This window comes from Okeania sp. SIO2C9 (assembly GCF_010672455.1).
In the GTDB taxonomy this organism is placed as follows: domain Bacteria; phylum Cyanobacteriota; class Cyanobacteriia; order Cyanobacteriales; family Microcoleaceae; genus Okeania.
In genome coordinates this window covers 92,569-106,410 of the sequence record NZ_JAAHGO010000005.1, presented here as the reverse complement: position 1 = coordinate 106,410, position 13,842 = coordinate 92,569, and the positions used below count along the sequence as shown (strand labels likewise).

Annotated in this window: 7 protein-coding genes and 1 CRISPR repeat array; of the genes, 3 read left to right on the top strand and 4 right to left on the bottom strand. The window is 36.2% G+C overall.

Translation table 11 applies throughout. The features are described from left to right. Positions 1-3: 3 nt before the first annotated feature. Entirely contained in the window at positions 4-1,314 is a 1,311-nt protein-coding gene (locus F6K23_RS05790; RefSeq protein ID WP_293151852.1) for a recombinase family protein, read from the top strand. Between the two features lie 396 nt (positions 1,315-1,710). On the opposite strand, the gene F6K23_RS05785 is transcribed toward F6K23_RS05790, so the two are convergent. Beyond that, a complete protein-coding gene (locus F6K23_RS05785) occupies positions 1,711-3,174 on the bottom strand; it encodes a hypothetical protein (protein WP_293151849.1) in 1,464 nt (487 codons plus the stop codon). Positions 3,175-5,433: 2,259 nt separating this feature from the next. Between F6K23_RS05785 and F6K23_RS05780 the strand changes: the two genes are divergently transcribed. Continuing rightward, entirely contained in the window at positions 5,434-7,128 is a 1,695-nt protein-coding gene (locus F6K23_RS05780; RefSeq protein WP_293151846.1) for a glycosyltransferase family 39 protein, read from the top strand. A gap of 953 nt (positions 7,129-8,081) precedes the next feature. Here F6K23_RS05780 and F6K23_RS05775 read toward each other — a convergent pair. The 3 genes from F6K23_RS05775 to surE all read right to left on the bottom strand — a co-directional run bounded on the left by F6K23_RS05775 (position 8,082) and on the right by surE (position 10,329). Next, positions 8,082-8,744 carry a hypothetical protein gene (locus F6K23_RS05775; protein WP_293151843.1) on the bottom strand — a complete coding sequence of 221 codons (663 nt, stop codon included), beginning with the start codon at positions 8,742-8,744 and terminating at the stop codon, positions 8,082-8,084. A gap of 256 nt (positions 8,745-9,000) precedes the next feature. After that, positions 9,001-9,399 carry a hypothetical protein gene (locus F6K23_RS05770; RefSeq protein WP_293151840.1) on the bottom strand — a complete coding sequence of 133 codons (399 nt, stop codon included), beginning with the start codon at positions 9,397-9,399 and terminating at the stop codon, positions 9,001-9,003. Between the two features lie 126 nt (positions 9,400-9,525). After that, positions 9,526-10,329 (bottom strand): 5'/3'-nucleotidase SurE, encoded by an 804-nt coding sequence (gene surE / locus F6K23_RS05765; RefSeq protein ID WP_293151837.1) that lies wholly within the window; start codon positions 10,327-10,329, stop codon positions 9,526-9,528. A gap of 1,097 nt (positions 10,330-11,426) precedes the next feature. Beyond that, positions 11,427-11,969: a CRISPR direct-repeat array (repeat unit 36 nt; unit sequence CTTTCCCAAACCAAATCCCTACTTAGGGATTGAAAC). A 432-nt stretch (positions 11,970-12,401) separates the two neighbouring features. On the opposite strand from surE, the gene pheS reads away from it, so the two are divergent. Beyond that, complete coding sequence (gene pheS / locus F6K23_RS05760; protein WP_293151834.1) at positions 12,402-13,403, top strand: phenylalanine--tRNA ligase subunit alpha; 1,002 nt, start codon at positions 12,402-12,404, stop codon at positions 13,401-13,403. The last annotated feature ends 439 nt before the right edge of the window (positions 13,404-13,842 follow it).

The following is a 13,842-nucleotide window of genomic DNA, read 5'->3' as shown; positions in this document are numbered from 1 at the left end:
CTTGTGAGAATTATTGCCTATTCATATACAAACCCCCTATTTGAAACTGCCCCAGACCCGACAACTTGGGGGTGGGAAGTTGACCAAATTTATCACGACTTAGGCGATCGCCAACAACTCCAACAACTCCTACTCGACTGCCAAACTCAAGCAGTTAATTATCTCTTAATTCGTAAACTTGAAGAATTAGGAGACTCTGTAGAAGAAGTATGCGATCGCCTCACAAAACTCCAATCTCTCAATATCCAAATTATTCCTCTCGACTCAGATATCAACATCAATCCCAACTTACCAAACAACACCTCGCCAAGCAAAATAGACCTACTCAGACTCCTCAACCAAATACGCCAAAACCAACACAGTCGCAAAATTCGCACTGCTCACGCTCGCAACCGCATCAAAGCCATACCCCCACCAGGTAAAGCACCCTACGGATATCGCCGAGGTAAAGACCGTTACACTCTGGACAGAAGTGCTGCTCCCATTGTCAAAGACTTCTTTGAAAACTTCCTTCTGTTTGCCTCATTGCGCGGTGCTGTGCGCCATATTCAGAAAAAATACGGCAAAAAAATCTCCGTTACCACTGGACGACGTTGGTTAACCAACCCCGTTTATCGCGGTGACTTACAATATCAAAATAATGAAGTCATCTCTAATACTCATCTTCCCATAATTTCCAGAGAAGAAGCTGCTCAAGTCGAACGTTTGCTCCGACGCAACCGCCGAATGCCACCGCGCACTGCCAGCGCTCCCCATTCTCTAGCAGGTTTAGTTGTCTGCACAGAATGTCAGTCTCCAATGATTACGGCGAAAGTGACTACTTTTCGCAAAGAAAAAGAATATCTCTATTTGCGTCCCAAAAGTTGTTCCCGCAAACCCAAATGTAAAGCTTTAGCTTATCAACAAATTTTGGAACAAACTATAGAAATAATTTGTCGAGATTTACCATCGGCGATCGCTGCTTTAGAAATGCCAAATATGGATGGAATTAAGAGTCAAATTAAACAGGATATTTCTGATAAGCAAGATATTCTTTTGCAGCTACCAAATCTCACAGAAAATGGCATTCTTGACCAAGAAACTGCTGAACTCCGTACCTACAAAATTAGGACAGAAATTTCTCAATTACAAAGTCAACTTAACCAGTTACCTCCAGTCAATTTATTAGAGACTGCTAAAGCAGTTTGCATAACCCAATTTTGGTGGGATTTATCTGAGTCAGAAAGGAGATTTTACTTACGCGAATTTATTAGTAGGATAGAAATTATTCGTCAAGATTTAGATTGGCATTTACAAATTATTTTTATTTTTTAGTTGTGTTATGGAAGAAGGAAGAGGGAGGAAGGAAGAAGTAAAAATTCGGACATGATATAAATTAGACATCTCCGAAAAATAAATAAATTGTGATAGACGTTCCATGCTCCCCTACTCCCCTACTCCCCTGCTCAACAATAAAGTTCAGCAATTAAGAATTAACAATTAATAATTACCTCTTCTTAAAATGGATAGGATTGACTAAAAGGATTTTTTTTTATTCTCTTGGTCGCTTGGATATGGCGCAGGTTTCGGAGCCATATCCAATCGACCGCTTTTATCCCCTTAAAAGGGGAGGCTTCAAGGCGTGAATTGTTGAATGAATAATTATTAACTATCAACTATCAACTATCAACTATCAACTCTTAATTATTAATTATTAATTATTCGGTAATCCTATTTTTTAATGCTATAAATCTTTTTTAATAAATTAAACCAGAAATCCGCTCCCATAGATATAGCTATGCCACTAATTAGCCAACCCAATACTTTTTTTAATCCTTCTAAATAACTAATTGATTGACTAATTGAGGCTTTATTTGTTTGTTTTTGACCCCAACCAATAGGTAATTCTAAATTGTCTAATGCTGCATTTACCTGATTTTGAATATCCCCTATTTCTAACTCACTTGGATTAGAATTATTATTGATTAATTCCTGGGAATATCTATTAATTGTTGCCCGCATCAAAGAATCTTTTGATAAATTATCAACCATATTTAATGTATCAATATTAGCAACTATAGCAATAGTAATACCAATCAAAAAAGCAACTCCTCTAGCATTACGCTTATAAACACCAGCTGCTCTTTCCATTCCACTATCGAACCATCTCTCAATTTCTTTCTGAAACTGATATAAGGCATTACCTGTTGCTGAAATTTTTGTTGTCGCTTGTTTTGCTAAAATATATAAACTTTGTTGTAAAGATTCAGGCAATAATTCAATCATATCAATAACTTTTTGGTGAATTTTCCCATTATTACTTTGTAAATCTGCTTGAACAACTTTTCCTATTTCCATTATCTCTCTCAAAAACTTCAATAAATTAGAGAAGCTTGCTTCCATTTCAGTTACTAAAACTTTTCTTTCATGGGGATTTGTTAATACTTGTTTGACTACATTTATTTGGCTACTAAATTCTAGGTAAGCTATGTCTGGCAAATGTTTTAGAGATTTTTCTGTGTATAAATCTAGCTTATTTAAAGTTCTATTTAATGTTAAATCAAGATTTGCCAAATTATTTTTATAATCCTGAATATTTTGATTCAACTCTTGATGCAAATTATCAAATTCAGCCTGAAGATTTCTCTGTTTACTTGTATCTTCTATATTCAAATTTTCTAATATTTTCTTGATATTTACCAAAATATTATCGGTAAAATTTCTTAATTTATTCTCACTAATAATTTGCATTAATTCTTGAAGTTTCAAAGTGTCAATTAAGCTAGCAGCAAATGTATCTGACGGAATATAAGAAGGAGCAGTTTTTTCTGCATCAAAAACATTATTAATTCCAGTCACAGCCCGACTTAAATTACCAAGGATCTGAATTATTCTCCGAAATCCTCTTTCTAATGGACCTTTGCTACCACTATAGTTAAGGTTTTTAATTAATTGATTTTCATATAGAGAATTAGCTAGTTTTTGCACTTTTTCAATTTCTGTACTAGATTTAGAATTATTTTTGCTGAGATAAGGTTCACCCGCAATTAACTCTTCAATTGATTTTTTTAAATGAGTGGCTCGCCATTGCAAAATTATTGTCAAAATTGACTGGATTTCACTAGCTAGTAAACTAAAAATAAGATAAATAAAAATTAAACCAATGGCAATATCTAAAATTACAGGTAAGTTCATATTAATTTAATTGATTTGAAGAAGGAAGAAGGAAGAGGGAAAAAGGAAGAAGGAAGAAGGAAAAAATGGATAGGAACTCAAAACAAAACCAATTGTAAACACCGTTTTTTTAGAAAATCACTATCTTTAACAGTACTACTAAATTTTATTCACATAATTCTGCTAGTATAGCATTTCTCAAATTAGTGAAATACAGTTATCTTTTTGCCTTTTTATTCTCTGTTCCCTGTTCCCTGTTCCCTGTTCCCTATCTCTACCCTAAATAACTACATCTACAGGACTACCAAATATTTAACCATTATTTGATTTTTTGTAGCACTTTCTCCTCAGAAAAGCAGGTTCATTGCCATAGAAAAATTTGTTTATCTTTCTCCTCAAACTATTAGACATCTCCAACAATAAAAAATATAGGAATGAGCGCTGGTATATTTACAAATTGCAGGAGGGGCAAAATAGCTAAAAGTCTTATATTATCAGCAATTTATTCTCCTCCTGGGAGGGGGAGGGGCGAGGGGTGGGTTGCCTGTTGCCTGTTGCCTGTTGCCTGTTGCCTGCGCACAGCGCTATACAATCAATTATGGTACAGAAATAATCAATTCTTTCCCCCTCCAGACCTATTCCCTATTCCCTATTCCCTCTTTTCTGGACATGTCTATTGTTCGCTTTCGTGGCGATCGCCTTTTAATTTAGCAGTATAGAGGTCAACTAATCTAGAAATAAAAACAGCAGGATACATTAAACCTACAATCGCTTCTGAAATAGCTAAGTTCAACAATTAATAATGAATAATGAATAATGAATAATGAATAATTACCTCTTCTTTTCAAGGAGAGGATTGACTAATAATGAAAAATTTTTTTTATTATCCCCTTAAAAGGGGAGGCTTTAAACTACAATTTTTCGGTAATAGCAAATTTATTAATGGGTAGAATATCTTCATAGTCTAAAGTTGTTAATGTTGTAAAACTGTAGTAAAAAAGTTGATAATCACTTTCCGCATCTAATAATGATGAACTTTGAAATGCTCCTGGATCGATTGCTAAGATAACATTAGAGTTGTTGGGAAATAAAAATTCAAAAGCCTCAAAAGCTTACGATATAAGATTTTCAGGATTGGAGGGTTAAAAAACACTATAAACGTTGACTAATAAAGGTTTTAGCCATTTTTTTAGCTTAATTCCCAACAACTCTATTATATAAGCTAAACCATAAAAATCCTAAAAGTAAGAAGATGGAAATTCCTCCATTAATTACATCAGCATCGACTCTGGTTTTAGTGAAAATATGACTTCCTATAGCGATAATCGATAGACATATAAAGCCAGAATAAGATAGGTAGGTTAATAAGGTTTTCAACAATTAATTATTAATTATTAATTATTAATTATTACCTCTCCTTGAAAAGAAGAGGATTGACTAATCATAAAAATTTTTTCTTCACAGGAGTCGATTGGATATGGCGCAGGTTTCGGAGCCATCCCTCCACCGCTGTTTCTCCTTGCTCATGAGAGGCTTTAAACCTTAATTATTCGGTGATTTCAATGATAATTGAATTATTGCTGAAGTAAATGCCATGATAAAAAAAACAGATAAACGCCAATATCCTTAATAAAAATACCCATTTTTTCGGAAAAAATCAAGTTTTAATTACTAAAATATTAGTCATAATAAATCCAGCGATAACAACTAAATAACCGAATAAATTAGTCGATATAGGAAATAGTAAAAACAGTAAAATTTACTCAAATATTATTTGAGTAAATATCGTTTTTTTTGTAATATATTTTTTTGATTTTATTCATATATTTTCTGCTCCTAATACTGGTAAATAATTATTGGCAATAAAATAGAGGTAAACGGCGATAATTTTATTATTGTTCCACAAATTCAAGACTACATCAAGCTATTTTATATACTAGATTTTTTCTGGTAGTCTATTTGATATTAACTATTGTACAATCCAATGATTGATATAATTTACTATACTATATTTTTTGAGAGTACAGTTTTCCTTGTTAATTACTAAATCAAGGGAAACTACAGAATTACCTATTGGCTTTTTTGGACAAATAACTCAAATTTATTACTCTTGGTTTGTGAAGTTTAGACATTAAATATTGAAAATTATTTATAGTTTAGGATAGCGGTCAAAAAATAAGGTCTCAAACTTTCCATTTTAAGGAGATAAAAAAATCTGCTCTAATTTTCAGTAATCATTATTGTTATTGTTCTTCTAATTTTGACTTTTTCATTGAATAAATGTTTAATAAAATTTTCACCAACAAAAATCCCCATATAGATTTACTTATAATTGCCAGCTTATTATTAGCAGCGTTATTACTATTTTCTACTAACTTAGGCACATTACCTTTGCGAGACTGGGATGAAGGAATAGTCGCTCAAGTAGCTAGAGAAATAACCAGAAAAAATTGGAATTGGGTTTACCCCACTATCAACGATACTCCCTATTTGAATAAACCACCATTAGTACATTGGTCGATCGCTTTTGTCTACAATATCGCCGGAGTAAATGAATTAACTGCACGTTTATTCCCTGCTTTATTCACAACATTTTCTGTACCCTTAATTTATAGTATTGCTAGAGAATTATTTCGCCCCCGCACCCCCGCAATTTTCTCTGCTTTAGTCTACTTAACTTTATTGCCAGTCGTGCGACATGGACGTTTAGCAATGTTAGATGGGGCAGTACTTTGTTTTTTTCTACTAATGATTTGGTGCGTATTACGATCGCGTCGTAACCTCCGTTATTCTCTAGCTATTGGTCTGAGTTTTGCACTACTTTCCCTAACAAAAGGAATAATTTTAGGATTACTATTAGGAGCGATCGCTTTTTTCTTTCTCTTATGGGATACTCCCCGACTATTACGTTGTAAATATTTTTGGGGCGGTATCCTACTCGGAATGCTCCCAGTATTTCTGTGGTACACAGCTCAATTTTTCCATTACGGAATAGAATTTTTCCATGCCAACTTTTTTCATCAATCTCTCAAACGTATTTGGCAACCCGTAGGTAGTCACCATGGACCTATTTGGTATTACTTATTAGAAATTCTAGAATATACTTTCCCCTGGCAGCTTTTCTGGTTTCCCGGACTATATCTGAGTTGGAAAAATCGGAATCTCAGTTGGGGAAAATTAGTCTTGGTCTGGAGCGGAATATATTTATTAGCTATTTCCCTGATGAATACCAAACTCCCCTGGTATGTATTACCTATTTATCCTGCTTTTGCTCTAGCAGTCGGTACTTATCTGACAGAAATTTGGCATCAATTTCCAGTAGATTTGGGATACTTTCGGTTTCCAATTTATCAATATCCTCATACTCAAGGTGAGAGTAAAAAACATCCTAAAGGTATCCCCACTATTTATCACCGTCTAGTAGTAGCCATTTTTGCACTCCTCGCCTTACTAACTTGGGTTGCTTGGCTTTACTTCAGCGGTATTTTTCATCTGGGAGAGGAAAATCAGACAAAACCAGATTTATATTTACGGTTAATCTCAATAACTATTGCCTTGACAATGACAATAGCAACCATATTATTAAACCAACAAGACCGTCAGTTTTTGCCAATCTTAATTTGGGGAACATATCTTTCACTCCTGCTCTTTGTTAATTCCCCCCATTGGATCTGGGAATTACAAGAAGACTATCCAGTCAAACCAGTCGGAGAAATGATTCAGAAATATACACCCCCCGGTCAGATAATTTACTCCTTCGATACCAAAGACCGTCCCTCTTTAAATTTTTATAGCGATCGCCTCATCAAGCGTGTCGGACCACAAAAAATTCAACAACAATGGCAAAGTCACTCTCAACCATATCTATTAGTTCAAGCATCAAATTTGAATAACCTTACCCTAGAAAATCTGAAAGTTTTGAAGACTGTCAAAGGGTGGGCATTAGTCACAAGAGAAAGCAAAATTGAAATTTGAAAAATATTGAAGAAGGAAGAATAAATGAATGGGGACTCAAATTTAAATCAATTGTAAACACCCCCGTTGACGGTGAGGAATTAAACCCAAAATAAAAAGATAAAATTATTATTTATTTTCCACCCCTATATTTATTAGAAAACTTAGCGTTGGTAAAAAGAGGCATGACATCAAATCCGGTAGCATCGGTGTTATTCAGTATTAAAGAACTGTAGGGGCGAATGGCCATTCGCCCTTACACATTGTATGACGATCAACAGAATTATATTACTCCCAAGCCAACGGATTTGATATGATATCAATTTGAAAAAAGAATGTTATGAATAGTAAGAGAAATAAAAATACTTTACCGAATAATTAAGGTTTAAAGCCTCTCCTTTTAAGGAGAAAAAAGAAAAAAAATCCTTTTAGTCAATCCTATACGTTTTCAAGGAGAGGTAATAATTAATAATTAATTAGGGTTTGCTGAAAAAGTCTTATGGGTGAGGGTAGGAGACAGGAGACAGGATAAATGGGGATGAGCGAGGAGGCAGGAGCAAGAATTGTCAGAATGATTTTTCTGCCCAACTATGTTCCTAAAATACTAACTTTTTGAGAATGAATAGCTAAAAACTAGGCACTTTTTTCGACCCCAAAAAGCCTAAAAACTTTATCTGTAAATACTTTTAGATTAGATCAGTAAGCCCTAATTATTAATTGTTGAAAGGATATTCCCTTCGACAAAAAAAATTATTTCCCATATGAAAAATGGTATTGAAGCCATTCCCATACGACTCCTGACTCCTAAGAAATATCCTAGCTATTTGTAGCAAATATTTATCAATTTGGTATGATATCCTCTCCGAATAAGAGCGTGAACAAAAAACTTTCTCCTTCTACAACTCTTTCTTCTTCTTTCTTTCCTCCTGACTCCTGACTCCTGACTCCTGAGTCCCAAATAAAATTGATTAATATCATACACGCGCTTCACCAACGCCGAAAACTTTTTCCATCAAAATACAGCTTTCATGCTCCTTTATTCCCTCAAATACTTTGACTCCTTTATATTCATAAGTCTGATAATCTAGAGAAGCTCTATCCTCAAACCCATACTTCCGACAAATGTGCTGCGATATCTTTCCACTAGCTTCTACTATTGCTTTAGAAAATCCTGCTTGAGCTGCCATCTTAAGATTATTTTCAACTAATTTATTACTAATCTTTCTACCCCTATATTGTTCTCTCGCTCCCAATAAAAAGACATGAAATATATTGCTATTAACGACTTTTTTCTTAATCTCGTACTGCTCATTTAGTTCTCTTAAAAATTGGAAAACCACCTCAAAATTTTGAGGAATACTTTGATCTATTTCTTCATACGACTCCTTTGATAAACTCTCTGAAATAATAAACCCAGCAATTTCAGAAGTAACAGAATCTTTAGCAATATGAGATAATCCTTCTGCCACAGCTTTTTGGCAAACCATCTCAGCAAAAGGATAAAACTCACTAGGAGTAAGTTTAAGTGCCCTTGAAATAGGTTCTGCACTAGGAAATACATCAACCAAACAATTAATTGTTTGTTCTAGGTCTTTTTCCTGTAAAACTTCATATACAATTTCACTTTCTTCTAACATAAGTATATTAACTCCTCAAATAAACTTTATTGACTCCTTAAAACACAATTCATTTGAGTAGAACACAAAATATTTTGGCAATCATAAATCGGCAATCAGGAATTATCAAATACTTTAGAATTACTTGAAAAACCGTGGTTTATCTTATTCTTTTGGGTTTAATACCCCCCGTCTACACAGTATTGATAATTGATTGGGGTTTAAGTCCCCATACACTTCTTCCTTCTTCAATCAAAGAAATAGTATAAATCAATAACTACTGACTATTTTGATTATTCAACAGTTCTTTTTCTTGCACCGACTCTAAGACTCCATCAAATATACCCAATTGAAAATCAAACTTACTTAGAGAAGCGATCGCCCCTCCAAACAATATGACACTCCCGATCACCACAACTATAGGTAAATACTGCCTGCTCAAATCGCGACGTAATCTTGCCAAAGGTCTACTTTGCCTCCTCAGCATTTGTCCAAGATCTAGCTGTTGGAGAACCAGAGGGTCTCTGACATAATGGCCACTCCAACTAATTACCAGATGAGAATGACAATATGGACAAGTAAATAGCCCATTAAATACTTCTAGTGGTCGTGCGGCACTGGAGCGATTACAAATTGGGCAGGTAACATAATGACTCTTAGATGTGGGAGCGCTCATACTTATTTTTATTCAATCAACGAAATTTTTCACTACTCACCTAGATGAGTTTTTTTGATCTGCAATTTTGATTATCTTGCCTATTCTTTTATAGTTTAGCCTTAATTTCTACTGCATAAAAGTCACCTATTGACGAAAATTATCAATCTTCCATTTTTGGAGATAGCCTAGTTGTTTACCATAGGTAAAATTGTATTGCAAGGGGGTAATCGTAATATATTTTTCACGCATTGCCTGGACATCTGTTGATAACTTTTCTACTGAGGAGCGGTCATTGGTTTCTTCCACATCTTCCTGTAGCTCTCCAGCTAACCAATAATAAGTTTTGCCTCGTGGATCGACCCGTTTTTCAAATATATCTATATAGTGACGAACTCCTTGACGGGTAATTTGTACTCCTGCTATTTCTGTTTCTTTAACTGCCGGAATATTTACATTTAGCAACATTACATTAGCTAAAGGTTCATTTTCAATTTTTTTCACCAAATCTTGAGCAAAATTTACAGCAACTTCAAAATTTCTAGAGGTATAACTACCAAGACTAAAAGCAATACTAGGAATGTTTTCCACAACTCCTTCCATGGCAGCAGAAACTGTTCCGGAATATAAAATATCTGTTCCTAAATTCGGACCATGATTAATTCCTGCTAATACTAAATCTGGCTGAGTTTCTAGTAAGGCAAATAAAGCTAGTTTTACACAGTCGGCAGGAGTCCCAGAGCAGGCCCAAGCGGTGACGGTATCATCAAAAATAGACTTGACTATTTCCGCCCGAATAGGTTGATGTAATGTTAAACCATGACCCGTGGCTGAACGTTCTTTGTCAGGACAAACTACAAAAACTTCATGGCCTACTGCTGCTAAACCATTAGCCAAACTCCGGATACCTTCTGCAAAAATGCCATCGTCGTTACTTATTAATAGTTTCATTTTTGAAAAATAAAAAATATTGAAGCAAGAATTATAGCGCTAGGCGCTAGGGAATAGGGAACAGGGAATAGGGAATAGAAAATAGCAAACTGTAAAAGGGTTTTAGGATTGAAAAATGTCCGCGCCCAATTCTTATAGTGCTATATTCGCCACACACAATTTTATGACGGAAAGTTGAAGAGTGGAGTCATTTGGGACTAATTATTTTAGATTTTAGATAAATCTTGATAAAGCTACGAAAAATTTCATTGACAAATTTTGTTGGTAGGAGTTATGAGCAAAGGTATAAAGAACCTCGACAAATGAATAGTAATATTCTTTAGGTTAATTATTATGTGGATTGAGTTGTTAAAAGATGGTTTTTCATCTTTGCATGGTACCCCACATACGCGCCTCCGAGAATCGCTGTTAGCGAAGCTTTGCGTTAGCAAAACCCTGATTATCTCGTTGACCCGTGTATGTGCCTTGTATAGTAAGGGTTTGAGCCTTGTCATTTTGGCAAAATTTTCCTTGTTGACATTTTAATCAAAGGAGCGTGTATATTGGGGGCTGGAACCCTTGCTGTGTCGTGCTTCTAGATCGTAGCTCTTTCCTAAACCAAATCCCTACTTAGGGATTGAAACATAAAAAGCGTCGGAAGGAAGTACGCAGCGCCCGTTTTAACGGCTGGCAGAATAACGACACGCGGGTTTTAACCCGGAGTAAAATTCTGCTATACTAGAAATAGCAAGTAAGAACAAGGTTTGTCGCTATGACAAGACCGCGCTTTGCGGTGAAATTCCGGTGGACAGGAGACGGGGAATTGATTTCCTACGACGGCTGTTTGCGTAGCATGACCCAGGAAAAGCAAGCAGGCAGCTAGGACAGCGAGAAGATTGCTCCAATATATTGAGTAAAACCACTCGTGAAAGCTATAAAAAAAGTAAGCCCACAGCTAAATTTTTGATTTACGCCGAGGAGTTTAGAAGTCTGCCCTTCAGGCTTGAAGCAAATGTGGATTTATCCCAAATGGGGGTGGATTTCCCACAGAATCCAGGGTGTTTCAACCCCTGGAGATGTCAAAACAATGTCATCTGTTGAAGTGACATTACTGGAGTTTTTCCCAAACCAAATCCCTACTTAGGGATTGAAACAGGTAGGTTACGGTTATAATTTGACTGTTCATAACTTTCCCAAACCAAATCCCTGCTTAGGGATTGAAACACTTCGGGCACTTCGTATATCATTGCAAACTGTTTTCTTTCCCAAACCAAATCCCTACTTAGGGATTGAAACGCACATAATTGCTTCACCCGGTTTAAGACCTTGGGTTCAACTTTCCCAAACCAAATCCCTACTTAGGGATTGAAACCAAGTGTCCTGATCTTCAAATAGAGGCATGATAGTCTTTCCCAAACCAAATCCCTACTTAGGGATTGAAACCATAACTCTACCTGTTGTCCCAATACTTCTCCGGTTACCTTTCCCAAACCAAATCCCTACTTAGGGATTGAAACACCAGCTAACAACATAGTTCCAATGCTTGAAAAAACTTTCCCAAACCAAATCCCTACTTAGGGATTGAAACTTTTCCTTACCTTTCCCATCTAGAGTTTTTTATAGAGCTTTCCCAAACCAAATCCCTACTTAGGGATTGAAACTATTTTTCTGCTGATTTTTATTGTTATTGTCTTTTTACTTTCCTAAACCGAGGTTAGCGCCTTGATAGACTTCATCCTGCCAAGCACCCGAAAAAAAAGCCCGGCCGACTCAAAAATCGGGTTGAACTTTAATAAAAAATCAGATAAAATACTTATATTGGGTGTCACTCGCCCCTACGCATGACTATTTATTCAACTAAAAAAGATTCTACAGTAAAGCACAAACAAAAATAACAAACCATACTATCGCTAACACCCCTACCAAAGACATCCTGAGAAGCACCCAAAAAAGCCCGACCGACTCAAAAATCGGGTTGAACTTTAATAAAAAATCAGATAAAATACTTATATTGGGTGTCACTCGCCCCTACGCATGACTATTTATTCAACTAAAAAAGATTCTACAGTAAAGCACAAACAAAATAACAAACCATGGCAACCCAAATGACAGAAATAGAAACCCAACTAACAGAACTACGCCAAACAGCAACAGAAGCGATCGCCACAACAGAAAACCTAGAAAAATTAGAAGAACTAAGAATTAACTACCTAGGCAAAAAAGGCCAAGTATCAAAAATCCTCGGAGCCATGGGCAAACTCAGCCCAGAAGAACGACCAAAAGTAGGAGCGATCGCCAACCAAGTCAAACAAGCCATCCAGAGCAACCTAGACCAAAAGCGGACAAACCTCAAAACAGCAGAAATAGCAGCCAAACTCCAAGGCGAAACCCTCGATGTATCCATGCCAGGAGTATATCGTCCCCAAGGAAAAATCCATCCCCTCAATAACCTCATAGACAGTGCCCTAGACATATTCATTGGCTTAGGCTACACAGTGGCCACAGGTCCAGAAATGGAAACCGACTACTACAACTTTGAAGCCTTAAACACACCACCAGACCACCCTGCTAGAGATATGCAAGATACCTTCTACCTACCAGACGGTAACTTAATGCGGACCCATACCTCCTCAGTCCAGATCCGTTACATGAAAAACCACGAACCCCCTATCCGAGTCATAGCTCCCGGTCGTGTTTATCGACGGGACACAGTAGATGCCACCCACGCAGCAGTATTCCATCAACTAGAACTATTAGCAGTAGACGAAGGACTAAGATTTTCAGACCTCAAAGGAACCATCAAAGAATTCCTCAGACAAATGTTTGGAGACCTACCCATTCGTTTCCGTGCCAGCTATTTCCCATTCACCGAACCCTCAGCAGAAGTAGATTTGCAGTGGAATGGCAAATGGTTAGAAGTATTAGGATGTGGAATGGTAGACCCCAACGTATTAGAAGCAGTAGGTTATGACCCAGAGAAATATACAGGTTTTGCCGCCGGTTTTGGCGTAGAAAGATTTGCCATGGTTTTGCACCAAATAGATGATATTCGGCGAGTTTATGCCAGCGACTTACGTTTTTTGCAGCAGTTTTAAATAGTGATCGGCATTGCCCCCTGAATCCCCCAAAATTGGGGGACTAGAGCAAGCAAATAGACTCTTGTTCCCCCCAAAGTTGGGGGGCTAGGGGGGCAAATTCCAGTTATCAGTTATCAGTTATCAGTTATCAGTTATCAGTTATCAGTCCAATAATTTTTGAAGTGAAGTTTAGGGGGAAATTCCTACCAAAAGTTTTCAACTAATCCGCATTAGAGGTTGTCTGAGAAATTTGCTATATCCAAACCCCCTAAATCCCCCAAAATTGGGGGACTAGAGCAAGCAAATTAAATGTTGCAATAGGAAATCCACTAGAGATTGCTTCACTGTCGTTCGCAATGACAATTCTAACGCACTATTTTAGGTGAAACAGTCCACTACTGGATTTAATATTTATTTGATAAACTACATCAACTTTTTTTGACTTTTAAATTTTGAC